This window comes from Steroidobacter agaridevorans, from assembly GCF_009932555.1.
Classification (GTDB): Bacteria; Pseudomonadota; Gammaproteobacteria; order Steroidobacterales; family Steroidobacteraceae; genus Steroidobacter; species Steroidobacter agaridevorans.
The window spans coordinates 638,880-664,214 of sequence record NZ_BLJO01000002.1 but is presented as its reverse complement, the minus strand read 5'-3'; the positions used below and the strand labels follow the sequence as shown (position 1 = coordinate 664,214).

The window sequence follows — 25,335 nt, the reverse complement described above, 5'->3', positions numbered from 1 at the left end:
TGGGGAAGTCATGCGGATAGCGATTGTCGGGGCGGGCGCAATTGGCATCTGGTTGGGCGCGCGACTGGCGAACGCCGGTCAGGATGTGAGCGTGCTCGCTCGAGGAGAGACGTTGGCCGCGGTGAGGGAGCATGGATTGCGTCTCGCCATCGGCGGCAACATGCAAGCCGCCGCTGTCACTGTCAGCGATCGTGCGTCGGATCTCGGCAAGCAGGATCTGGTGGTGCTCGCCGTCAAGGGGCAAGCGTTGTCGAGCGTCGCCGACTCTGTCGGAGCTTTGCTTGACGAAGAGACGATGATTCTGCCGGCGATGAATGGCATTCCGTGGTGGTTCTTTCACGGCTTGCCCGTGTCACTCGACGATACCTCGCTGCGCTCGGTCGATCCCGACGGCCGGGTGACTCAGTCGATGCCTCCTGAGCGCGTGCTCGGCTGTGTCGTGCATGCATCATGTTCTGTGCAGGCGCCAGGATACTCGGTCCACACGAAGGGCAATGGCCTCATCGTCGGTGAGCCGCGCGGCGGCACTTCCGCAAGGCTCGACGCAGCGGTGAATGCGCTTCGTGCTGCAGGCTTCGATGTCACTGTCAGTCCCCAGATTCAAAAAGACATCTGGTACAAGCTCTGGGGCAACATGACCATGAACCCGATCTCCGCGCTTACGGCCGCCACGAGCGATCTCATTCTCGACGATCCGCTCGTCAGCGGTTTCATCTTGCGAGTCATGGCCGAAGCGGCGGCGATCGGTGCGCGCATCGGCTGTCCGATTGCGGAGAGCGGCGAGGATCGTATGGCCGTGACTCGCAAGCTCGGCGCGTTTAAAACATCCATGCTGCAAGATGCGGAAGCGGGCCGTTCGCTCGAAATCGACGCGTTGGTGGCCGCGCCTCGTGAGATCGGCCGCAGGGTGGGCATCGAGACGCCGAACATGGACGCGCTGCATGGGCTCATCCGTTTGTTCGCAAGCGCGCGGCGGAACACTGCGTCCTCTTGAACTGTTGGAGTGGTGAGCGGATCCGCTCACACAACGGGGAGTGGGGACATGCAATATCAACTCAGAGCGGCCGCCCAGGCGGCCCGCCGCTGTGCAATTACCCTGGTCTTTAGTTTTTGCGGCATGGCAGCGGGGCAGGCAGCTTCGCGAGAACCCGTTAATTACTGTGCTTACGAGCTCGGCAGAGGACTCGTCGCGGAAGCCATCAACAACCGGAATCAGATCGTCGGTACGGCGGCAGTAGGCGATCTCGCTCAAGCTTTCCTCTGGGACAGCAACCGAGGCGCTCGGCTGTTGGGCGTATTGCCGGGCGCTGCGATTTCGCTCGGCAATGACATCAACGATCTCGGACAAGTGGTGGGCACGAGCGGCGCCCGTCCGTTCATCTGGACCGAGCGCGACGGCATGCGTCCGTTCGCGACGCTGGGAGGAGAGTCCGCTACGGCCACTCATATCAATGATGTGGGTCAGATCATTGGCTTGAGCTTTACGGCGGCCGAGGACGGCGAACATCTGTACTTCCGGGACGTGAATGGGGACGTGGAGGACTTGGGGGCCGCTCGGATACCGTTCGGGCTGACCGATGCCGGCCAGGTCGGCTTTTCCACCCAGTCACAGCAGCCGCCGCCGACCGCTGACGTGTTCCTCTGGGATGCTCGCAAGGGTGAGCGCGAACTGCGGGGCTTCCCGGAGAATCGTCTCATCCTGCCCAGCGCCATCAACAATCGCCTGCACATCGTGGGCAGCGCCGTTCAAGACGATCAACTCCCGCACGCCATGCTCTGGACACGAGGCCAGGGCATGCGGTTTCTGCCCTCGCTCAACGAGGACGGCGCCTCGCAGGCCACCGATGTCAACTCGCGCGGGACGGTCGTCGGTTACGTCGACATGGCGTTTGGATTCCCGATTCGGCCTTTCATTTGGACCAAGCGATCGGGCACGCGGGATTTGACCATGCTGCTGGCGCCGACCAGCCTGCCGTTAGCGCAAGCGGACACGATCACGGCACGCGCGTTGAACGATCTCGGATGGATCGCGATCAATACGTCCGACACCGTTGGAACGAATCCGCGTGCGTACGTGCTTACGCCAAAGTTCCGAGGAGATGAATCCGACTGTGCGGCGCCTCCGCCAGTGTTCGGAGAAGATTAGATCTTCAGCTCCGCGTCCCGCATCACGTAGCGGTCGTAACGATAGTCGCGGATGAAAACGATCCTGCCGTCCCGCCATTTCAACCACATGAAGTAGGCGGGCGAAGGAGTGTCTTTGTGCTCGAACACCGCGATGACCTCGCGCCCCTCGAGCCACGCGGGCGCGAGCCGGATGCCGTCGATCTTGGCGTACTTGCCGAAGAACCCGCCGACATCCTTCGATCCGCTGCGCACGGCATGCGACGATTGTTGAAGCTTCACATCGTCGGCCAGCAGCGCCCGCAGGCCGTCCCAATCGTGCTGATTGAATAGCGTCACGTATCGAGACACGTCGTTCGAATGTGTGCGATCAGCGGTGGGCGAGGGGATCCGTGCATTGATCTCGCGCAGTCGCGCGCGACCCCGAGCGAGATGGGCTTTGACCGAATCCACGGATACATCGAGCAAGCGAGCGATGTCGGCCAGCGGTTCGTCCAGGACATCTTTGAGAATCACGATGCTCCGCTGCACGGTCGGCAGCTCGGTGAAGCGCGACACCGCCGTCTTGATCGCTTCTCGCTGCATCAGGGTCTCCATCGGTTCCGGATTCGGATCGGCGATAGCCGACGCGGCCTCGATGGGCTCCGAGTCTCGGAACGCCCGGCCGCGGAGCAGATCCATCGCGCGATTGTGAGCAATACGGAACAGCCAGGCGCGCAGTGCTGCAGGCTCGCCGGACTCCTGCAGCGCCACTACCGCTCGGGCGAGCGTGTCTTGCACCACGTCTTCGCCTTCGATCACCGATCCCATGAGACGCGCGCAATACCGATGCAGCTCGGGCCGTAGATCTTCCGCTCGCGCAAGAAAGTCTGCGCGACGTTCGGCATCCAGTGGTTGCGATCCCGTGCTCAATCCGCCAGTCCCTCCATCATGGTGACGCCGTCATCGCCCTTCACGCCGAACGCAAAGCCCTCTGCATGTTTCGGGTCGCTCAACACCGAGATCACATTCTCACCGAACGTCCTTGGCGGCATCGGCGCGCCGAAGCGGGTTACGAACTCCTTTGGCTCGATGCCCAACGCCTTTGCGTACGCGCCGGCGGCAGTGTCGCCGATGCCCGTGCCGAGAATCATCTGACGCGGGATGATGGTTTGGAAACAGATGCCGAGCTCCCTTCTCGTCGACACGCGATTGGCATACTTCGCCATCATCCAGAGCATGCGCTTGGCGCCGCCATAACCGCCCGACATCGGCGAACCACCCACCGCAGCCCCGCTGGACACTACCAACACGCGGCTTCCCGGGGCGAGCGGGAGATTCAGTGCGGCTTGCAGCCAGTGCAATCCCGCCTTGACGTCATGTTCCCACGGCGCCGTGAATTCCGCCCAACTGATCTGATCCAGGTGCGCCATGACGGGCTTCGCGCCCGCGTTCAACACCAGAATGTCCGGTCGAAGGGTGGCGATGATAGTGCGCGCCGCCGCCTCATCTCTGATATCCGCAGCGACCGTGTTGACGCCCAGCTTCGACCGCACGACTGCAAGCGCGTCGGACTCGCGCGCGACGACAGTGACGCTCGCGCCATGCTCCACCAGCGCCTCGACCAGCCCCAGCCCCAAGCCCCGGCTGCCGCCGGTAACTACAACGCTCTTGTTTCTGATGTCCATGCAATCGCTCCGCCTCGACTGTATATGTCCAAGACGGGCGAGGGTGGGGAAAGGAGTCAGGCGAGCTTGATTGCTGTCTCAGAACCCATCGAAGAACGATTTGGACGCCTGCAGACAGAATGCCGGCACCAGCACGTCGTGATACTCCTCGACCACCGTGGATCGGTCTTCGATCAATTTCAGCAGGGACTTGGTCCGGGCGAAGCCCTTCCGCAGACTCTTGTACGGACCGTCGTGCGAAGGCGGGGCATCCACGTTCAGAACGGTGACCGGGCTCTCCGGCGCCGTCACCGCCCAATATCCTTGCATGAGCTGTGTATTGAGAAAAAAGACCACGGGATCCTCGTCGCCTGCGCACAGGAGCATTGGCGATGTCGGCGCCCAATTGCGCAGATCGTTCTTCTTCAGAGCCTGTCGCAACGTGTTCGCCGGGCTGTCGGGCGGCAGACCGGTCGTCGTGTTCGGATAGCCGCCGTCCGGAGCGGCAGACGCATCCTGCAGATAGCTGAGACGATAGTCGTTCGTAATCAGATTGTCCGTGCCGAAGCCTTGCGCGAACACCGGGGCAAGTTTGGCGGGTGCCGTTGCCGGAGTCAGCGCGGTGAGTTCGGGCAGCGGCGCTGTACTACTGAAGACGGCACTTTGAGGAATCAGTCCTTGTGCGACGAGCGTACCCGTGCCGGTCGCGCCAGGTAGCAGTGTGTCGGCCGTCGCGTACTTCGCCTCGAACACATCGGTCGGGTTCAAATAAATGTTTCCGTACGCATGCTGGTAGCTCGATGTCAGCATGAGGATTTCCTCGACCGCGCCCCTGCCGACCTGGCCCAGGAACATGGCATCCGCGAACGCGGAGAGCGCGTAGGGCCCCGACATCGGGGCGGAAGCAGTGACGGGAATGCCGGCGGCCTGCAAGGCGCGATGCGTGGCCATCGCGACATAGCCGCCTTCCGAGTAGCCGGTTAGAAACAGTTTCTGATTGTCGGCCATATTCGTCGCCGGTAACGCAGCCCGCGCCGCGCTCAGGGCGTCCATCATGTCGCTGGACTGCTGGTCTGCATTCATGAACGGGTGATAGCCGAGCGTGGATGAATCGTATCCGGCGTAGTTCGGGGCAACCACGATATAGCCATCGCCTGCCAGCGCCAGCGCGATGATCAGGCCTTCATAGTTGGTCTGCCCCGAGAGGTCCGCGATGTTGAAGAAGGTGAGATTTCTCTTTCCATGCGCATACAACACGATCGGCCGCGGGCTCTGGCATGTGGGATCCGAGCCCGTCGGAATCATCAATGCGGCCGACGCGTTCGTCGGCTCGTTCTGTGCGCCGACCGTCGTGTAATGCAACTGGTACACGGTTACTGAACACCGCGGTGAAAAGGTGCGCCGAAGCAGCCAGCGGGAGATCGTCCCGTCCGTGATTTTGGAGATCAGATCGGAAGGCGAGTACACCCCGAGCTGCGTCGGGGGGTTCTCGAGAAGCTGCCCACGCTCGGGCGAAGCGGAGGTGCCTTGGGCGAAGCTGTCGCCTACGTGCGCAGTGCTCGCAAGCCACAGTGAGATGATGAGCAGCGAACGGATCCGAGGGATCATTGTGCTTCCCCCCGTTTGATAGGTCAGCCTCTCAGCAGCGCGGCTCTCGTTGGAATACGTAGATGGGGGTCTATCTGCCTTTGAGTGCTTGCATGATTGCCTGCTCGACCGGCGAGTACTCTCCGTCGCTGCGATCGAGACAAAACGGCTCACGCGGAAGCAGCGGGGGTTGCGCCAAAAACCGTGGATTCTTGCCGCGATGAGGCTGGGCGGCGTGCACGATGAAAGGATGGCAGAGGTAGACAGTGCCTGCTTCGCCGACGGCTGATGTCTCCGGCCGATGCGAAGACGCGGCGAAGCCATCGGCTGCTAATTCTCGTAAGGTGAGCCCAGCGTCTCCTGCGGGCGCGAGTTGCCGGGCGATGTCGAGATGCGATCCGACCCGAATGCGCGTCGGTGCGTCGTTCTGCTCGATATCCGAGAATAGAAACAACATCAACAACGCGCGCCCACGGCTGCTCACATTCGCGCGCCACTCCATGAAGTCCGGTGTCTCGACGCCGAAGCTCACGTCGATGTGCCACCCGTCGTCTCCTGGAGATTCGGCGGAGGGAAAGCGGACCGGAAAGGTGCCCAGTGCGCCGGGAGGCAGCCATCGTCCACGCCCGACGAGCTGATCGAGCGCTCGATGCAGGACGGGCGAATTTGCAGCTTCGCGAAACGGAGCTTGGGCGAATTGACCGAGACGGACGACAGGTCGCGTCCACGTCGACGGATCGTCGGGATCGCATCCCGTCGCTCGCCATAGAATGGCGCGCGCCTCCGCGGCGGTGTCCTTCGAGAAAGCTCGATCGAGGCGAACGAAGCCGTCGCGAATGAAAGAAGTAATGTCCGCGTCAGTCAGCGCCGTCATAGATTCACTCGTCATACACGCTCGCCTGCCACTGCCTCGGCCACCGCGGCCGCATGTCGCTTCGGATACAGGCGCAGGACCTTGCGTGGCGGGTTGACCAAGCCGGCGTCCAGCACTTCGATCGTCCACGACGAGCCGGTGCCACCGGGACCGTCCATGGTTTGCCCGGTCTCGAACTCGGGATTGGAGTGGAGCAGATACAGCGACACGTTGCGCAAGTAGTTATCTACATTCGAAGGTTCGTACTCGTCGTTGGCGAAGATCGCTTCGATGTCCATGCGGTCCAGTTGGCTGTTGCCGACGGTATCCATCAGGGCGAGCCGATCGGTGAGCTTGAACAGGCGAACGTTGGTCCAGAGCGGTAAAGGAATCAGCTCGTGCGACACGCAATCGCGCCATACTCTGGAGAAGCCCTCGCGATCTCGCAGCACTTCGCCATTGGGATTGAAATAGCACAGCACGCCGGCCGCTTCACCGGCCGCCAGCACCAGGCGACTGAGAAAGTTCAGCTCATCGACGGGATCGTAGTTCGCGGGCAATAGCGGCGCATCGTCGCCGGCGCCGACTGAATATCTCAGCCGGATGCGGATGAATCCGGCATGAGCGTTCGCGATGCTCCGGCCGGCGGCCCAGGACCATGCATGCTGAATGGAACGCTGCAAGCCGTTAGGGAAAGCCCAGGGACCGAAGTGACCCATGGACCACGCGCCGAACGTCGTGACCTCGGACTCGGGGTGGCCCATCGTGTCGGGCCAAGGCCTGTCGACGAGATCCAGGATTGCATAGCCGTTCACTTCGGGGCGGTAGGCGACGACCACCGCAGGACCGCCAAACTGCCAATCCTTGAGGGGGCGTATTTCCTTGACGATTTCGAAGCCGTGTCTCTGCAACGCCGATTTCATGCCGAGCAGCGTGGCCTGACCGTTCGTCAGCAGACACACCGATTGACTGAAAAGTCCCTTGGCCATCGACGTTCCCCGAACTCCAAATGAAACCTTTGTCATCGACCTGCATGCCCAAGCCCTTGCGCTCGTCATACAGTGGCGACACAAATATACTTGCCGCCCCCTGAATCACTGCAGGTAGATCGCAAGATGAAAAAGCATGGCGTCGCCGCCGCGCTGGCTGCCTTTATCTGGCTCGCAGCGCCTATTGTATCCAATGCCGCGGCCGAGCCGACACCGCCCGCCGAGCAGGAAAAGAAAGAGGGCGCGGAGACGCAGGAGAAGCCGAAGCCCGAGGCGAAGGTGTGGACCTCGCGCCATCAGATTCGCATCGGCGGCAAGGCGGTCGACTACGAGGCGACCACCGGCACGCTGCTGATGAAGGACGAGAAGGACGAGCCGATCGCGCTGTTCGGCTTCACCGCTTATGTCCGTCAGGGCCAGGATGCGCGCACGCGCCCGATCGTGTTTGCATACAATGGCGGTCCGGGATCGGCCTCGGCATGGCTGCACATGGGCATTCTCGGCCCGCGTCGCGCGGTGCTCGAGGATCTCGCCAGCAACACGCGCGGTCCCTTCAAGCTCGTGGACAACGAGTACAGCTTTCTGGATCGCGCCGATCTGGTGTTGATCGATCCGGTCGGCACCGGCTTCTCGCGCCCGGTCGGCAAGGCCGAGGGCAAGCAGTTCTGGGGCGTGGACAACGACATCAAGTCGGTGTCCAACTTCATCGTGCGCTATCTCGGCGAGTACCGGCGCTGGGCCAGTCCGAAATTCGTGCTCGGCGAAAGCTACGGCGGCATCCGCACCGGCGGCGTGACCTACGACCTGCTGACCCGGCACAACGTGGCGTTGAACGGCATCATCCTGGTGTCGCCTTACCTGGACTTCGTCAGTGGCACGGCCGGCCTGAACACCGATGCGGGCGACTCCAATTTCATGTCCACGTATGCCGCGACTGCCTGGTATCACAAGGCGCTCAACCCACAGCCGCCCGAGCTGTTGCCGTTCCTGCGCGAAGTGGAGCAGTGGATCGAGACCGTCTATCACCCGATCCTCTACAAGGGCGCGCGAGCGACGCCTGAAGAGCGTCAAGCCGCGCTCGAGGGTCTTGCACGTTATACAGGTGTGAGTGCTGCGTACTGGGACGCGGCCAACCTGCGTATGGACGAGAACCATTTCCTGCAGGAGCTGATGCGTGCGCAGGGCAAGACGATCGGTCGCATCGATTCACGCTTTGCCGGCGGCATGCCGAGCCGGATTGCCGAAACGACCGCGTTCGACCCGTATGCAAGCGCCGTGGCGCCGGCCATCGTCGCCACTTACAACGCCTACGTTCGCGACGAATTGAACGTGCGTTCGGAACTGAAGTACGAGCTCTCGGCCGGTCTGTACAAGGATTGGGATCAGAGCCACGTGCAGCCCGATACCAACGGCCAGAAGGTTCCGTATGCGAACGTGCTGCCCGATATCTCCTATGCGATGACCATGAACCCGAAGATGAAGGTGCTGGTGCAGACGGGTTATTTCGATCTCGCGTGCCCGTACGGCACCGTGAAACACGCCATCGACCATCTCAACGTCACGCCGGAGCTGCGGCGTAATGTGCAACTCGAGTTCTACGAGGCGGGCCACATGATGTACGTGCACCCCGGCTCGATGGGCAAGTTCAGCGAACACATCAAGACGTTCATCGACCAGAACGCGCAGTAAAGCAAAGGCTCCCCGGAAGCGCGCGGCTTCCGGGGAGCGCTGCCCGTCCGGGCGATGCACTTCAGATCCATTCACCATCGCGGCGCTTGTCTCTAATTTCCAGAACGGACAGCGGGAGGTCACTCACACCCACTCGGGGAGCAGTACCACATGGACCGTTCGATCGCTGCGAGGCTAGCAGCCTGGTTGTTTGTTTCAGTTCTTTCCGTCACATCCCAGCTCGCCGGCGCTGAAGACAGCGCCAATCTGTATCGGCTGCCGTACGCGGACGGCACCAAGATCCACGTCAATCGCGATTTCGAGGACCACGATCCGCCAGGCAAGTTCGACATCGTCGGGCGGGGCAACGGACCTTACAAGATCGTTGCCGCCGCAGCGGGTCACGTTCGATACCTGCAAGACAGTCGCGACAAGCAACAGAATCCGCAGCGTTTCTGGCGCAACACCAATGCCTGCAACAACAATTATCTGTGGATCGAGCATGCCGATGGCGAATGGACCAAGTATTCCCACATGCGGCAATGGAGCTCGAGCGGCCAGGCCGGGCTGCGGGTGGGCGATGAGGTCAGCGAGGGCCAATATCTCGGCGACGAGGGCAAAGTGGGCTGCGCCTGGCCGGAGCACTTGCACTTCGAAGTGGTCCGGCCGGACGCAAACACCGATGTGTCTCCGACGAGCGGCGATCTCGCGGGTGTGCGACTCGTTCCCCGGTTCTTCAACGACGGTGCGGAGCTCAAGCTCGAGGACGGCAAGGCCTATACCGTGAATCCCGAGCCGGAGTGCAAGAACAATTCGGACTGTTCCAGCTCGCAGTATTGCAACAAAGGCATCGATACCAAGAAGAATCGCTGTGTCGCGAAGCGCGCGGACAATGAAACGTGCGAGGTGGCGGGAGGCGCGGATCAATGCATGAGCGGCAAGTGCCGCTTCGGCAGATGTTACACACCGCAGTCCGTCGCCATGGGTGGCACCTGCTACAACGACGATGCGTGTGCCGAAGGCAAGTGCAGCGATGTCGACGGAGCCAAGGGAGCCTGCGTTTGCAAGAGCGACAACGACTGCTCGTCATCCAAGTACTGCGACAAGGGCCTGGACGCCAAGGTCAACGAATGCCGGCCGAAACTGGCGGCGGGCGAGTCCTGTGGGAAGGCGGGATCCGTGGGCAACGATCACAAGTGCCTATCGGGAACGTGCTCGGGGTTCCCCAAGTACAAGTGCAAGTGAGCGCTGAACGGCCCGTGTCGCCAACTGTCAAGGCGGCGGCGCGGGCCGGCGAGCAAAGTCGAGACTATGATCAAGCAGGTCGTGTTCCTGAAAAAGCGCGCCGACATGAGCATGGAAGAGTTCATGAGCTATTACGAGAACCAGCATTCTCAGTTCGCCAGGCGCATGGGCGCGAAACCCTCTCTACCGAACGCGCAACGTTACGTGCGCCGGTACGTGAAGCCCGAGAAGAATCCGCTCACGGGCGAAGTCATCCATCCGGGCTACGACTGCATCATGGAGATCTGGTGGCACACGCGGGCGGATTTCGAAGCGGCCATGCAGGGCCTGAGCAATCCGCAGTTTCTGCAAGCCCGGCTCGAGGATGAAAGAAGGCTGTTCGCGACCAACAGCAATCCGGTGTGCACCGTCGAGGAGTTCGATTCGCCGGTGGGCGGCGGCGAGGTCAAGCCATCGTGAGCGACGAAAGTTATCTGGAAATCGCCAAGGCGCGGCGCAATTGGAAGACCGAGCATCTGGACAGATATCTGCGCTCCGGTGGCGCCGAGGGTCACATCGTCGACGTGAGCGATATCGGCGGCCACAAGTTCAACACCACGCTGTTATTGCGCTATGTCGGCCGCAAGAGCGGTCGGACCATCATCACGCCGCTCAACTATGGCGATATCGGCGGCGAAGTGGTGGTGGTCGCATCCAAGGGCGGGGCGGATCATCATCCGGCCTGGTATCTCAATATCAAAGAAAGCAGGGAGCTGGCGTTTCAGATCGCAACCCAGGCCTTTCGGGCGGTTTGGCGTGAGCCGCGCGGCGAGGAGCGCTCGCGAGTGTGGGATTTCATGGTGAGTGTGTTTCCGCCGTACAGGAATTACCAGGCGTCGACGACCCGTGAGATTCCGCTAGTGATGATGATGCCCATCGAGCCCATCGAAGTTTTCAAGGCCATTCCCTGACGCTGCACAGTCGCGAAGCAGCTGCCTGCACGCGGCGCCCTTGCGTGCAGCATCGCGAACGCCCCCTTTTCGAGCAGCGTTCCTGAGCGAGCCAGTCTCGCTCGCGTTATAACAAGTTGAATTTCTCGAAACAAAATGCGCGGACGCCGCCGTGAGCGTCGTGCGCTTCACAGTGGTGCGCGCGCCAGGAAATATCCTGGCATACAAGATGCTTGTATGAGCTTGGATTCGCAGGAGAGCGAGCGCCGACGGCGACGTCGGCGCTCCGCCGAAGGAGCAATCTCCCATGAACTCTCAGGCTCAAGTACTGCGAATCCTCGATGCCGTCTGAAGAGCGAGGCGCGAGCAGGCACGCGTCTCCACCGACGGGGCAAGCGCGGCCTTAACAAGCCGTGCGGAAACTCTCAGGTACCAGGACAGCGGGAGCGGCGCAAACAACCCTATGAATAAAGGGTCGCGCCGCATTGTCCGTGCTGAGGGAGTTGAGTCATGTCCAAGCTCACGTCTTGTCTCTCGCTGCGTGCTGCTGTTTGCAGATGTCTCGGGGTGGTGCTGACATCTGCATCGCTCGCCGCGCTCAATGCCGAAGCGCAGGAAACGTCGACGGCGGAAGGTCCGATCGATTCAGTCACCGTCACCGGCACTCGCATTGCGCGTGACGGCTACGATGCGCCAACGCCGGTAAGTGTGCTGGGTGCGGAGGAGATCCAGACCGCGGGTACCGCCAACGTCGCCGACTTTGTGAATACGCTGCCCTCGGTCGTCGGCAGCGCAACGGCGTCCAACTCGTCCGGTGCGCTGAGCAACGGACAAGCGGGGATCGCCGCAATCAACCTTCGCTCGCTTGGCACGAATCGCACGCTGGTGCTGCTCGATGGCCAGCGTTCGGTGGCTTCCGCGTCAACCGGAAGCGTCGACATCAATACGTTTCCGCAAGCGCTGATCGAACGTGTCGAAATCGTCACGGGCGGTGCTTCGGCAGCCTACGGGTCGGATGCCGTCGGCGGCGTCGTGAACTTCATCCTCGATCGGGACTTCACGGGCGTGAAGACCGACTACGAGTATGGCGTCACGACCTACGACGACAATCCCAATCACACGTTCACGCTCGCCGGGGGCATGCCGTTCGCCGGCGGCCGCGGCCACCTGCTGTTCAGCAGTGAATACTTTACGCAGGACGGCGTTCACACCATCGACCGTGACTGGAACGACACCGGCTTCTTCCAGATCAATAATCCGAACTACACCGCGACCAACGGTCAGCCGTTTCGCCTGGTGCAGGCGGGCATCGGCCCCAGTCAGCACACGCCCGGCGGCTTGATCGTGAGTGGACCGTTGCGAGGCACGTACTTCGGCACGATCGATCGGACGACGGGGCGCGCAACCGTGGGACGGCTGGCATATGGCACGACGAACGCGAGCAATCCATGGATGATGGGTGGCGACTGGCAGTACACGAGTCAGGGCCACGAAGGCAGCAATTCGCTCGCGCCCGACGAGGAACGGCGCACGATCTTCGGTCGCGCGAGTTTCGAGTTGACATCGGCGGTGACAGTGTTCGCGCAGGTGTCGCACAACGAGTACCAGGGGCTCAGCTACTATCAGCAGACGCCCAACGTCGGCAACGTCACGATCCGCGCCGACAACGCCTATCTGCCAGCATCGGTCGTGCAGCAGATTGCCCAGTACAACGCGGCGAACGATCCCGACATCGCATCCTTCGTCATGGGCACGACCAACGCTGGCATTCCGGCGGCGGGCAGCGACAACGAGCGCGAGGTGAATCGATATCTCATCGGCGCCGACGGCGATTTCACATTGATCGGCCGAGAGTGGCATTGGGACACCTATCTACAGCGTGGTGTCGCCAAACTCGAGGAGCAGCTCATCAACACTTGGAACAACGCGCGCATGGCGCTCGCGCAGGACGCTGTTGTTCACCCGACGACTGGAGAGATCGTGTGCCGTTCGTCGATCACCGATCCGGGCAACGGCTGCGTGCCCATCAACCGCATTGGAATCGGCGGCGTAACGCAAGCCGCGCTCGACTACATCATTCCCAGCGATCCGTATCGCGAGCAGGAGCTGACGCAGGACGTCGCGGCATTCAACTTCGCGACCAATAACATCTTCAGCACCTGGGCCGGCCCGGTGTCGCTCGCGTTCGGCGGCGAATGGCGCGAGGAGAAGATCGACGGCTTCGTCGAGACGCAGTATCAGAGCGGCTGGCTGTATGGCAACTACCTGGTCACCAAAGGCGACTATCACGTCGCTGAAGGCTACGTCGAAACGGTCGTGCCGCTGTGGGAAGGACTGGATTTCAATGGCGCCTTGCGCTTTACCGACTACAGCATCTCGGGCAATGTCGAGACCTGGAAAGCGGGCCTGACGTATCAGCCCATCGCGGACGTGAAGTTCCGGGTGACGGGCTCCAAGGATATTCGCGCGCCCAATCTCAACGAGCTGTTCGCGGCGGGCACGGCACGGACCAACACCGTCAATGTGCCGCCGAGCAATCAGGCGCTGCAGTTCGTACAAAAGCAGACGGGCAGCCTGGCGCTGGTGCCGGAAGAGGCCGAGTCGCTCGGCATCGGCGTGGTCGTCACGCCGTCGTTCGTGCCGGGCCTCGCATTCTCGGTGGACTATTTCGATATCGAAATCCAGGACGCGATCGGCACGGTCACGGCGCAGAACACAGTTGATCTATGTTTCGAGCAGAATGTGCAATCTTTCTGCGACAACATCAGCTACATTACTGTCGGCGACGTGCAGCAGATCTCGGAGATTCTGCTGGTGCCGTTCAACTTCGCCAGTCAGAGGACGAAGGGGCTGGACATCGAGGCGAGCTACCGGCTCGCGCTGGGTCATGGCGACCTGTCGTTGCGCGGACTGGCGACGCACTACCTAGAGAACATCACGGATAACGGCATCGATTTTCCGATCGATTATGCCGGCATGAACCAGGGGGCGAATGCGACGCCGAGCTGGAGTTATCGCCTCAGCGCGACTTATGCGGTGGACATGCTGTCGTTCACGCTGATCGGGCGCGGCGTGAGCAGCGGCGTTTATAACAACTCGTTCATCGAGTGCGCCAGCAACTGCCCGGTGTCGACGGTCGAGCATCGCACGATCGACGAGAACGACATCGACGGTGCGTTCTATCTGGACGCGTCGGCCACGTACTCGTTCGCGGTCGGGCCGGCCGAAGCCGAAGCCTTTGTCTCCATCCGCAACCTGTTGAACACCGATCCGGAGCTGGTCGGCAACGGGCCGGATGCCAACAACACGCCGGCGTACCCACAGACCAATCGCGTGCTGTACGACACCATGGGCCGGGTGTTCCGGCTCGGGGTACGGATGTCGTTCTGACCCTTCCAATCAACAGGCCAACCGATAATCAACGGAGATCAACGTGACGAAGACGAGCATTGGAATTCTGACGGCTTTGTTCGCCCCGGCCGTGCTGGCGCAGGCGGCGCCGGAGTTGAAACAGGCGACGCTGGCGGGCGTGGACAAGCGCGCCAAGCTGGTTCAGGAAATGGTCGACTCCATCTACAGTTTTGCGGAGCCTGGCTTCCAGGAGTTCCGCACTTCCGAATACATCACCGGCATTCTCGAAAAGAACGGCTTCACCATCGAGCGTGGCGCCGCTGGCATTCCCACGGCCTGGACGGCGAAGTGGGGAAAATCCGGGCCGTTGATCGCACTCGGCAGTGATATCGACGCGTTGCTCGGTCTGTCGCAGGTGCCGGGCTCGGCAACCATCACGCCGCAACTGGCCGGTGCTCCCGGGCACGGCGAAGGTCACAACTCCGGCATGCCGGCCGTCGTGGCCGCAGCGCTGGCGGTCAAGGAAGTGATGGAGAAGAACAAGATCGAGGGACGCCTGATGATCTGGCCGGGTGTCGCCGAAGAACTGCTAGGCACCAAGGCGTTCTATGTACGCTCCGGGATGTTCAAAGACGTCGATGCGTCCATCTTTACGCACGTGAGCAAGGACCTCAGCACGTCGTGGGGACCGGCCGGCAACAACGGCATGGTGTCCGTGGAGTACCAGTTCGTCGGCAAGACGGCGCATTCGGCGGGCTCGCCGTGGTCCGGCCGCAGCGCGCTCGACGGCGTCGAGCTGATGAACATCGCCTGGAACATGCGACGTGAACATCTGCCGCTCACGCAACGTTCTCACTATGTGATCACCAATGGCGGCGGCCAGCCGAACGTCGTGCCTGGCGTCGGCACGGTCTGGTATTACTTCCGGGATCAGACGTTCGCGGCGATTCGCGATCTTTACGAGATTGGCAACACCATTTCGGAGGCGGCCGCGCAGGCCACCGGCACGAAGGTGAGCCGGCGTCTGCTCGGCTATGCCGCGCCGAACTTCGGCAATAAACCGATCGCCGAGGCGGCGTACGAGAACATGAAGGCCATCGGCATGCCGCAATGGAGCGAGGCCGATCAGACGTTCGCGAAGTCGGTGCAAGAGGCGAATGGCTTCAAGGTGGAGAAGCTCGCGACCGAAGTGGCGCCGCTGCAGACGCCCGAGTCCAAGGAAAATGCGATGCGCGGCGGCTCTGACGATATCGGCGACATCATGTGGACGGTGCCGACGATCACGATCCGCTTCCCATCGAACATTCCCAACACCATCGGTCACAACGTCACCGCGGCCATGGCGATGGCGACGCCGATCGCTCACAAGGGCGCGGTAACGGGCGCGAAGGCAGTGGCGCTCACCGTGATGGACATGATGACAACGCCGACGCTGCTCGCGAGCGCGAAGGACTACTTCAACAACGAGCAGCTCAAGGACATGAAGTACGATCCGGTGCTGGCGCCCGCGGATCAGCCGGCCATTCATCTTAATAAGGAGCTGATGGAGCGGATCCGCCCACAGATGACCAAGTACTACTACAACCCGAAGAAGTACAGCAGCTATCTCGAGCAGCTCGGGATCGCTTATCCGGGCACGCCGGCGACGGAGATGCCATCGGGGGCGGCTCCTTAAACGCAGGCGGGGCGACGCTGGCGTCTCATCGGCGCCGGCGTCGCGCAGTCGCCGATAGTGGCGACACCTGCGCTACCATCGCCGCATGAGTAGCGTTCAATCCCTGCTGGCCGTGCTCGGCATCGAGCATCCCATCATCCAGGCGCCCATGGCGGGTGTGTCGACGCCCGCGCTGGCGGCGGCGGTTTCGAACAGCGGCGGACTGGGCTCGCTTGGGCTCGGCGCGAGTAACGTCGAGCAATCTCGCGCGATGATCCGCGGGACGCGGGCGCTCACGTCGCGTCCCTTCAACGTCAATTTGTTCTGTCATCGTCGGGCGACGGCTGACGCCGCGCGTGAGGCGGCGTGGTTGGCGTATCTCGAGCCGCATTTCGCGAGGTTCGGTGCGAAGCCACCGCAGGAATTGCGGGAGATCTATCACACGTTCGTGGGCAACCAACCGATGCTGGCCATGTTGTTGGAAGAGCGTCCGGCGATCGTCAGCTTTCATTTCGGATTGCCATCGCCCGAGTGGATCAGGCAGTTTCGCGCAGCCGGCATCGTGATGCTGGCGTGCGCGACGAATTCAGAAGAAGCAACGCTTTGTGAGCGCGCCGGTGTGGACGCCATTGTTGCGCAGGGCGTGGAGGCGGGCGGTCATCGCGGTGTGTTCGATCCCGAGCAGGGGGACGACGGCATCGGTACATTCGCTCTGGTTCGCATGCTGGTGAAGCAGTGCAGTGTCCCCATCATTGCCGCCGGCGGCATCATGGATGGCCGAGGGATGGCCGCTGCAATGACATTGGGAGCAGCCGGCGTGCAAATGGGCACGGCATTCGTGCTCTGTCCCGAATCATCCGCAAACGCCGCGTACAGGGAACAAATGAAAAGCGAACGTGCACACCACACTCGCATCACCGCCGCTATTTCCGGTCGCGGTGCGCGCGGTCTTCCAAATCAAATGTATGAGCTCATCGAAGCGGGCGCGCCAGCTTTGCCGGACTATCCGATTGCGTATGACGCTGCGAAGGCATTGCACGCGGCCGCCAGCGCCCAGGGTAATCATGAATACGCAGCGTATTGGGCCGGGCAAGCTGCGCCGCTGGCTCTGGAGTTGCCCGCCGCTGTGCTGGTGAGCCAGCTCGTTCAAGAGTGGCGCGCGGCAAGCGGAATCGAATAATCGCTGCCGCTTGCGTCGTTGCTTAGGAACGGCCGAAGTGGGCCGCGGGCTTCGGTAACGCGCCCTGTCGCGGCGGGGCGCTCGACTCGCGCTCGATGAGCGTGCCGGGCAGCACCTTCTGCGTTCGTTTGTTGTTGTCGTCTGCGTCGCCGGCCATGGCCGCGGCATGCAACATGCGAATCGCGCTTTGTGCCATCTCGGCGATCGGCTGGCGTGCCGTCGTGATGGCCGGTGAAACGATCGAAGCGATGGGCGTGTCATCGAAGCCCACGATGGTGAGATCGTCGGGCACGTTGAGATGATGTCGATGCGCGACGGAGATTGCGGCTGCGGCCATATCGTCGTTGCACGCGATGATGGCGGTGCATTCTTTGAATGATTTCAGCAGGCGCTCGGTGGCGTCCAGTCCCGACTGAAAAGTGAAATAACCTTGCTCGACGGGACACTCTTTGATGTCCGCGGCCGCCATGGCTCGCAAGTGTCCGCGCAGGCGCTCGGCGCCGCCCTTGGAAGCGGGATCGCCGGCAATGAAGCCGATGTGACGATGGCCCAGCTCGATCAATCGCGCTGTCATCCGCCCGGCGATGTCGAAATGATCGGCCGAGACGCTGAAGGGATGAATTTCCAGATTCACCGGGGAGATCGCCACCCAGCGCGCTTTCGCCGCCCGCAGCAGCTTGAGCACGTCGGGTGCATCGCAGGCAGGCGAGGGCAGTAGAAACGAGGTCACGCCACTGCGCAGGAGCGCTTCGATCTCGGCGGTGCGGTCATGGCTGTCGGCGTCGGCGGTCAATGTGAGCTGCATGCCGAGCTTGCTGGACTCCCTTAGCGCGCCGGTGAGCAGCTCGCTGAGAAATGCCTGACTGGGGTTCGAGTACACCAGGCCGACTCGCGACGGCCCGGACCCGGCCAACGCGCGAGCGGAAACATTCAACCGGTAGTTGAGTTTCTTGACCGCCGCGAGCACGCGTTCTTGAAGGGGTGCGCGCACCAGATGCCCACCGCGCAGGACCCGAGAAACGGTCATGCGTGAGACGCCGGCTTCCTCCGCCACATCATCGATGGTGACTTCTTGTATCTGACGGCGAGGTCGCCGTTTGTCCTGCGTAGCCAGCGCTGTCTCCGCCTGAATTGACCGCAGCGCGAGGATGCGCTGCGGCTCGGCGGGGCGTCAAGACTGGCCTGACAGCGAGGGTCAATAGCTGAAGACGATGCCGGCGTGTGCCTGGTCGCCGCGGTCCTGGCCGGAGAACGAATGCAGCTGCCAGCCGTAAGCGAAGCGCAACTCGCAGGACTGGCCGAAGGACATGCGGCTGCCGAGGCCGGCGCTGCTCAGCGTGGTCCGGTCGCGTTCGCCAGGCAACAGTCGCTTGTTCGAGCCCTGGGCATAGTCATAGAACACCATCGGCTGCAGGCGGACGTATAACGAGCTGGCATTCACGACAGGCAGCAACAACTCATTACGGATCATGTAGCCGCCATCGGCGAAGCTGTCGTTCTCGCCGTACCCTCGGACGCCGTACGTGCCCGTGAGCGCGAGCTGTTCGGAGCCGAGCAGGTTGCCGCTCGCGACTTGCATGGATGCGGTCAAGCGCCAGGCGAAGTTAGCGGGCAGTTGCGTCAGGCGATCCAGATCGATGCGGGCGTACGAGTAATCGGATTCCGCGCCCCAGCGGCTGATGTCGAAATACTGGGTCTCGTTATGGCTGCCGATCGAGCCAGGCGAATAAACAACGGTGGCCGAGATGCCGGTGCGCCCGTACTTATCCTCGGCACTCATCCGATAACCGAGCACTGCCTCCACGATGTCGGTGGTGTTATCGGTGACCGGCACGCCGCCGAATTCCAGGTTGTTGTCGGAGCGCTTGAAGTCGGCGCCCGCGAGCAGGGATTGATTCCAGCCGCGCTCGTTGGGTTGCAGCGGCGCTTCGTAGCGAAACGCCGTCTGCCACGACGTGCCCTGCGAATCGAAATCCACCGGCATGTCGGCATTGATACGCGACCAGGCGCCGCTGAAGGTCAGCAGGTGCTGCCACGGCAACGGCACGACATAGCTGGCCGAGTGTCCGATGGAACGATCGAAGTCGGCGCTGCTGGTCAGCTGATAATTCAGTTGATGCCCGAGGCCAAAGGCATTGCCCCAATTGACGCCGAGGCCGAGGCGTTCTTCGCCGGTGTTGGGCGAGCCGGTGTTATCCGCATTGGCATAGATGCGCACGGGATAACGCTCGTTGGCGCGGACGATCAGATTCGTGCCGCCGAAGGATTCGCCCGGCGCTGCGACGATGCTGGCCGCGCGGAACGGATTGCGGTTGATCCATGCGATGTTGGCGTCGAGCTGTGACTTCTGCAAAGCATCGCCGGGGTGCAGGCCTAGGGCTGCGAGGTATTGCTCATCGGAGAAGTAGCGATTGCCTTCGACTTTGACCTGCTCGACCCGGCCCTCGACGACGAGGATGCGCAACACGCCGTCGGTGACTTCCTGCGCAGGCGCGCTCGCGCTCACGAAAGGCTTGTCGTTGGCGGCGTAGAAGAGGTTGATCGTGGTCAGCAGACGATTCAGTCCGCGCTGACTCAATGGCTGGCCTAGATACAGCTCAATGCGCTTACGGAATGTTTCATTGTCCAGCAGCGGGACGCGAGAGATGTCGAGCGCTTCGCTGCGGCCGTCCGCTTCGGTGAGCTGCTCCGGCGTGGCGATGAAGATCACCCGATTCAGCTTGGGCAGCAACACCGTCGAGGACGCCGCCGGATCGGAGGCATCGCTGACGTTTGGAGTGGCTGGTGGTTGCACGGCCGGGACCGGCGCAGGCTGAATACGATTCAGATCCTGCGCGACGGAAGTTGCAGACCAGCAGCCGAGCGCCGTAAGAAGAGCGAGATGTTTCATATCTTATGATCCGGCGCGCGGTCAGCGACCTTGGAGCTTGTTGCGTGCGGCGTCCAACTGGGCTTGCACTGCCGATGGCAGCGGGGGCGGAGTCGGGAGAATGATTTGCGGCGGTGGCGGGGGCATTTGCGCGGCCGGGCCCGAGAACATACCTGGGGCGGGACTCGGGTTCTTCGCCCCCGGCAGCGCTGGCACTGGCGGCGCAATGGGCAACGGCGTCGGTGCCGCCGGCAGCGCCGGCTGCTTCAAACCGCCGTTGGGCCCCGCATTGCCCAGGGTGGAAATAGCGCCGCCTGCGATTTGTGAGATGCCCGCGATGATGGCGCCCATGAGTTGTTGAGTCGCTGCGTCTCGCATCTGCTCCGCAGTCTGCTTGAGAGCATCCACCTGCTTGCCCATCTCCCGGTTGCGGGCGTCCAGGGCCTCATTGCGCCGGTCCATCGCGATCTGGGCCAGGATGATGGACAGTTGTTGCTGGAACAATTGCGGCGACTCGAGCAGGAATTTCTGCTGGTCCAGCGACATGGAGCCCATCTTCTGCGCGAGCTGTTCGGGCGTGATGCCCGTGCCGCCGGCCTGCGAAGATGCCATCTCCTGCAGAAAGGCCATCAACTGCGAGACGAAGCGATCGAGCTGGTCGAGAATCTGCTGCGGCGGCGTTTGTTCCTGCGGCTGACCTGCGTTCGGATTTTTCGCGGTGGGCTCTTTCGGCTGCTTGGTCGTGGTGCCATCGATGCCGTTGAGCCGTGCCAGTTCTTCCATTCGTTCGAGCAGGGCGCTCGTCAAGCTCGCGCTATTCGGATCGGACGCAGGCGTCTCCCTCGGTTGAGGCGTCGGGTAGCGGGCGCTGTTGTCGGCCGCCGGCCGATTGAGTTGCTCGAATGAATTGCCATCGAGCGCGCTCTCGACGATCTGCGACGGCGGCAGATGCGGGACTTCGGGAACCTCCGGATCGACGGGATCGACCGGGTCTACGGGATCGACCGGACCAGGATCCGATGGCCCCGGATCTGACGGGCCCGGACCCTGCGGCGCGCTGCCGCTGTAATAGAAGCCGGTGCTGGCCTCGGCTTCGTGCTCCGATGAATAAGAAACATCGTACTGAGCCGCGCCTTCGAGGCCGCCATTCTCGCCGGCGGCAGACGCGTATACGCGCGTGCGGCCGAGTCCCGTGGACGATGTTCCGAATACGTTGGCGCCCGCGGTGGATCGATTGCGTAACGCGCCACTGGCGGCGACCAAGGTCACATCGCCGCCCACCTGCGTCTGGAACGCCGGCGCCAAGGTCAGATCGCCCGAAGTGCGCACACGGAAGTTGCCGTCGGTGGAGTAGGCGATGCCGCCGACATTGCTCGTGGTCAAGCTGAGGCCACCGGCACTATCGACGATGTCCACTTCGCCGCTCTGTGCGCGCAGGTCACGCATGAATGTGATGGAGCCGAGCTCGTTCTGCTCGTTGGTCAGCCAGGTGCGGCCGCCGATGTCGTACAGCGTAACGTTCTGCGCGACGACTCGATTCGCGAGATTCACCTCTTGGGCTGCTGAGAGCCACAGGTCGCGGACCGTGATGGTCGCGGGCTCGAGATCGGTCACGCCGGCATTGCGCGAAATCAAATGCAAGGCGCCGTTGCTGGCGTCGATCGACTGGTTGATGTCGACAGTATCGTTGGCTTGCAGGGTGAGTCGCGTCGCGGCCTGCCAGCTCAGGGGTGCGAACACATCGATGTAACGGCCCTCGCCATTGGCAGCGATCGTCACATTGCCGTGATTCAGCTGCGCAGCCAGAGCGTCGGAGTCGAGAACAGTAAGATTGCCGTCTGTGGGCGCGATGCGGAGATTCGAGTAAGCACTGTCGATGGTCACCGAACCGAAGCGCGTCTCATCGCCATAGGCGCGCAGGTCGGCGAGGCCGGTGTACTCCACGCCTTCGCCCGAGTGAATGTTGAACTGAGCCTGCAACGCTCCGCCGCGCGCTTGCACGTCGCCGTGGAAATAGACGCCCGCACCGCTCAAATCGATATTGCCTGCGTCGCCGGAAAGCGAGTTCGCTTCGATGCGGGCGCCCTCGGCAACGATGACTTGATTTGTGTTCTCCTCGGAGCCGACGAATACGCCGCCGGCGTTGCCAGTGCCGCCCGAGACGAGCAGGCGAGCGCCATCGTCGAGCTCGACGAAAGACGAGGCGATGTTGATGCCGCCGCCCGTCGCTGTGGACGAGGCGTCGAGCGTGCCGCTGACGCGAACTTCACTTCCATAATCGACGCCGGAATCGATGTGAATGCTGCCGCCGGCGCCGTCGCTCTTGCGGGCGGTCAGCCTTCCTGTAATGTCGATCCGCGCGCCATCGCCCGTCAGAAAGATGCGACCCCCACGGTTCTGGACGCCGGTCGCGTTGATCACACCGGCTGCGTTCACGGCGAGCGCGTACATGTTGCCGCCGACGGCCTGCAGCTCTGCTTGAGCGGCATTCAGAGTGCCCGTGTGTTGAATCTGCGCAGCGCCGGAGTCGGTGACGCCCGCGACGCGTACCAGAAGGCGCGACGAGCCGGGCGCAGCCAACATGATGTCATCGCCAGCGGCGAGCGCGATGACGCCTTGCGGAGCGCTGATGAAGCCAGTGTTCTCCACTTGATTGCCGATGAGCGCGACGTCGCCACCCGACGCCTCGATCACACCGAGGTTGCGAACCCCGCTCGAGCCGGTGCCGAGAAAGGTCAGCCCCTCGCCGTCGAGGAAGTCCTCGTCAGTGATATCGCGCGTGCTGGCGATGAAGCTCTGCGTCTGCACCACGCCGCCGGCGCCGATGACCACGCCGTTCGGATTGATCAGATAGACGCGGCCGTTCGAGGTGAGCATTCCATCGATCTGTGACGCCGTGGCGCTCGTAACCCGGTTCAGCACCGCGCTATCGGCGCTGTTCATCTGAAAGCGCACCAGCTCGCTGCTGCCAATCGAAAAGCTATTCCACTGGATGATGGCTCGATCCGTGGTCGAGACGACGTCGAGCTGGGTGGGGCTGGTCTCGGTTATTGTCGCGCCCCCCGCGACGATCGTGCCGCCCTGAGGATTGGCCAGCGCGGCGCTGGAAAAGCCCGCGACCACGAAAGAGGTGAGTACGCAATTGAGCGGGCGCTTCGGTGCAGCCGCGCGCCGCTTGTTCTTGAGGTTCGTCATCGACACCGCTACCTGTCGTCGCGACAGGTGTCCTGGGCCAAAAGGAGCGCCTTTTTAGCGCGGTGCGCAACGAGCCGGCGAGGAACCGCTCACATCCCCGCGACTTCGCGCGCGGGGATTATGAAAATTGCGAGTATCCCTGAATGCGGCCGATGACTTAATGTCCGCCGGCGACCCGCGTGGCGGTCAGGAACGTCTCGGCGGCTTCGCGGCCCATGTATTTGTAAAGCTCGCGCTGCTCCACGCGCGTGAGATCGACGACGATCATGCCGTCGACCACATCGCTGAAGTTCGCATCGACATTGAAGCCGACGACACGCGCGCCGAGCTTCAGATACTGGCGCAGTAGCACCGGCACGCCCTTGCCATCGGGCTCGATCTTTTCCATCAATTGCGACAGCCCGTCGAGGTCGCCGAGTCCGGCGAGGTCGCCGCTCAGCGCGGCCAGAGAATGCGTGCGTCGGAACGGCCGGCGCGGCTTGATCAATTGCGCGAGCTGATGATCGAAGCAGCGACGCTTGATGAAGTCCACCAGCAGCGCCTGCGAGTGCGGACGGTATTCGGCGCTCATGCTCACCGGACCGATCAGCACCCGATAGCGCGGATGGCGCACGACGTACTGAGCAATGCCTTTCCACAGCAGCAGCAGGGCGCCGAAATTGCGCTGATGCTCCGGCACGATGAAGGAACGTCCGAGCTCCAGTGCGTTGCCCACGGCGCGAAGGAACGGCGCGCCGTAAGAAAATAACGAATGCGTGTAGAGACCGAGGCGCCCGTGCTTCGCGAGAATCTCGTCGACGTGGCCGATCCGGTACGCACCGACGATCGTGCGCTTCTGCGTGTCCCACGAGAACAGGTGGACGTAGTGCTCGTCGTATTTGTCGAGATCGCGGCTACGGCCGGTGCCTTCGTCGACGGCGCGAAAAGCGATCTCGCGGAGCCGGCCGATCTCGCGAAGCGTCCAGGGAATCTGCTCGGCACGGGCAAACATCACTTGCGTGCCTTGCGTGGCGGCGAGGATGTTTTGCGCCGGCAGATTGGCGATTTCCGCTTCCAGCAAGGCGGCGACGACGGGCTCGGCGGTCGGCTCCGGCGTGCGAGCGATCCGACGCTGTACGGTTCGATGAGCTTCCAGTGCGTAGGTGCTCAAGCGTAACGAGCGGGCGAGGGCCACATCGTCGGCTTCATCGGCTAGCGTGCTGGCCTTGATCGGGCGACCCACCGTGACCGGGATGACGTGATTGCGTTTGTTCAGCAGTTCGTGCGACAGCATCACGGTACGCATGCGCGGATGGAGCAGGCCGAGCGTCTGAAAAATCGAGCTGTTGCCGCCGCCGAAGTGAAGCGGCACGACCGGGCATGCGCACATCCGCAGAAGGCGTGCGGCCGTCGGATTCCAGAGTGGATCGCAGACCCGGCCATTGGACAGATGCAAATGAGAGACGGCGCCCGCGGGAAACAGGATGATCAGTCCGCCATCCTGAACGTGTCGAAGTGCGGCACGCATGCCGCGAGCATTGGCCTTTGCGGCGCGCGAGCCGCCGAAGGCATCGACGGGAATGATCGCGTCACGCAGCTCGGGAATTCGTTGCAGCAGCTGATTGCCGATGAGTTTGCTGTCCGGGCGCAGCTCGAGCAGCAGCTGAATCAGATACAAGCCTTCCAAGCCGCCATATGGATGATTTGCGACCACTGCGACAGGGCCGCTCTTTGGAATCTGCTCCAGGCGAGCCAGGTCCAGCTCGAAACGGACCTGCAATATTTCGAGCGCTTCCCGCGCAAATTGCGCCGGCGACAAGTCGCGTCCGGCCAGCTGTCGGTGGATGTTGGCCAGTCGCTGAAACGCGTGCGCGCGCTCGGCGACATTCAGAATGAGAGGACCGACCGCGGGAACGCGCTTTAGCGGTCCAGTGAGTTCGAACGGTGACGCAGAGATCGGCATCGATCACTCAAGCCCACGCCTTGGATGGGCGCGTAACTTAGTCGTCGAAGATGACAGCCGCGTTGCGTAAGCGAGGGAAGGGCGAAATATGAGACGCCGGGCA

At 62.4% G+C, this 25,335-nt stretch carries 18 protein-coding genes and 1 riboswitch; of the genes, 9 read left to right on the top strand and 9 right to left on the bottom strand.

Translation table 11 applies throughout. The features are described from left to right. Positions 1–10 precede the first annotated feature (10 nt). Complete coding sequence (locus tag GYH35_RS09695) at positions 11–994, top strand: 2-dehydropantoate 2-reductase (RefSeq protein ID WP_161828274.1); 984 nt, start codon at positions 11–13, stop codon at positions 992–994. 48 nt (positions 995–1,042) lie between these two features. Further along, entirely contained in the window at positions 1,043–2,146 is a 1,104-nt protein-coding gene (locus GYH35_RS09690) for a hypothetical protein (protein WP_161828273.1), read from the top strand. Here GYH35_RS09690 and GYH35_RS09685 read toward each other — a convergent pair. The 5 genes from GYH35_RS09685 to GYH35_RS09665 all read right to left on the bottom strand — a co-directional run bounded on the left by GYH35_RS09685 (position 2,143) and on the right by GYH35_RS09665 (position 7,199). Next, entirely contained in the window at positions 2,143–3,036 is an 894-nt protein-coding gene (locus GYH35_RS09685) for a sigma-70 family RNA polymerase sigma factor (RefSeq protein WP_202624199.1), read from the bottom strand. The genes GYH35_RS09690 and GYH35_RS09685 overlap by 4 nt on opposite strands. After that, a complete protein-coding gene (locus GYH35_RS09680) occupies positions 3,033–3,791 on the bottom strand; it encodes an SDR family oxidoreductase (protein WP_161828272.1) in 759 nt (252 codons plus the stop codon). The genes GYH35_RS09685 and GYH35_RS09680 overlap by 4 nt, the downstream gene beginning before the upstream one ends. Positions 3,792–3,869: 78 nt before the next feature. Beyond that, positions 3,870–5,378: an alpha/beta hydrolase family protein gene (locus GYH35_RS09675; protein ID WP_202624198.1), complete on the bottom strand. Its 1,509-nt coding sequence runs from the start codon at positions 5,376–5,378 to the stop codon at positions 3,870–3,872. A gap of 70 nt (positions 5,379–5,448) precedes the next feature. Beyond that, positions 5,449–6,231 carry a phytanoyl-CoA dioxygenase family protein gene (locus tag GYH35_RS09670; RefSeq protein ID WP_202624197.1) on the bottom strand — a complete coding sequence of 261 codons (783 nt, stop codon included), beginning with the start codon at positions 6,229–6,231 and terminating at the stop codon, positions 5,449–5,451. An 11-nt stretch (positions 6,232–6,242) separates the two neighbouring features. Next, complete coding sequence (locus GYH35_RS09665; protein ID WP_161815765.1) at positions 6,243–7,199, bottom strand: DUF4261 domain-containing protein; 957 nt, start codon at positions 7,197–7,199, stop codon at positions 6,243–6,245. Positions 7,200–7,325: 126 nt separating this feature from the next. On the opposite strand from GYH35_RS09665, the gene GYH35_RS09660 reads away from it, so the two are divergent. The 7 genes from GYH35_RS09660 (at position 7,326) to GYH35_RS09630 (ending at position 17,226) form a co-directional block, all read left to right on the top strand. Continuing rightward, positions 7,326–8,888, top strand: coding sequence for a S10 family peptidase (locus tag GYH35_RS09660; RefSeq protein WP_161815764.1), 1,563 nt, complete (start codon positions 7,326–7,328; stop codon positions 8,886–8,888). 150 nt (positions 8,889–9,038) lie between these two features. Continuing rightward, entirely contained in the window at positions 9,039–10,112 is a 1,074-nt protein-coding gene (locus GYH35_RS09655; protein WP_161815763.1) for a M23 family metallopeptidase, read from the top strand. 66 nt (positions 10,113–10,178) lie between these two features. Next, positions 10,179–10,571: an EthD domain-containing protein gene (locus GYH35_RS09650; protein ID WP_161815762.1), complete on the top strand. Its 393-nt coding sequence runs from the start codon at positions 10,179–10,181 to the stop codon at positions 10,569–10,571. Continuing rightward, entirely contained in the window at positions 10,568–11,062 is a 495-nt protein-coding gene (locus GYH35_RS09645) for a nitroreductase/quinone reductase family protein (RefSeq protein ID WP_161815761.1), read from the top strand. The genes GYH35_RS09650 and GYH35_RS09645 overlap by 4 nt, the downstream gene beginning before the upstream one ends. Positions 11,063–11,283: 221 nt before the next feature. Continuing rightward, positions 11,284–11,382: riboswitch (glycine riboswitch) on the top strand. Positions 11,383–11,551: 169 nt separating this feature from the next. Then, positions 11,552–14,431 carry a TonB-dependent receptor plug domain-containing protein gene (locus tag GYH35_RS09640; RefSeq protein ID WP_161828271.1) on the top strand — a complete coding sequence of 960 codons (2,880 nt, stop codon included), beginning with the start codon at positions 11,552–11,554 and terminating at the stop codon, positions 14,429–14,431. 43 nt (positions 14,432–14,474) lie between these two features. After that, positions 14,475–16,067, top strand: a complete 1,593-nt coding sequence (locus GYH35_RS09635; protein ID WP_202624196.1) for an amidohydrolase — start codon at positions 14,475–14,477, stop codon at positions 16,065–16,067. Positions 16,068–16,152: 85 nt separating this feature from the next. After that, a complete protein-coding gene (locus tag GYH35_RS09630; protein ID WP_161828270.1) occupies positions 16,153–17,226 on the top strand; it encodes an NAD(P)H-dependent flavin oxidoreductase in 1,074 nt (357 codons plus the stop codon). A gap of 22 nt (positions 17,227–17,248) precedes the next feature. Here the strand turns inward: GYH35_RS09630 and GYH35_RS09625 are convergent, their stop codons facing one another. The 4 genes from GYH35_RS09625 to GYH35_RS09610 form a co-directional block, all read right to left on the bottom strand. Next, positions 17,249–18,280 (bottom strand): LacI family DNA-binding transcriptional regulator, encoded by a 1,032-nt coding sequence (locus GYH35_RS09625; protein ID WP_161815758.1) that lies wholly within the window; start codon positions 18,278–18,280, stop codon positions 17,249–17,251. 141 nt (positions 18,281–18,421) lie between these two features. Further along, positions 18,422–20,116: a ShlB/FhaC/HecB family hemolysin secretion/activation protein gene (locus tag GYH35_RS09620; protein ID WP_161828269.1), complete on the bottom strand. Its 1,695-nt coding sequence runs from the start codon at positions 20,114–20,116 to the stop codon at positions 18,422–18,424. 21 nt (positions 20,117–20,137) lie between these two features. Beyond that, positions 20,138–23,290 carry a type III secretion system translocon subunit SctB gene (gene sctB / locus GYH35_RS09615; protein ID WP_161828268.1) on the bottom strand — a complete coding sequence of 1,051 codons (3,153 nt, stop codon included), beginning with the start codon at positions 23,288–23,290 and terminating at the stop codon, positions 20,138–20,140. Positions 23,291–23,447: 157 nt separating this feature from the next. Continuing rightward, positions 23,448–25,232, bottom strand: a complete 1,785-nt coding sequence (locus GYH35_RS09610) for a lysophospholipid acyltransferase family protein (RefSeq protein ID WP_161828267.1) — start codon at positions 25,230–25,232, stop codon at positions 23,448–23,450. Positions 25,233–25,335: the final 103 nt, after the last annotated feature.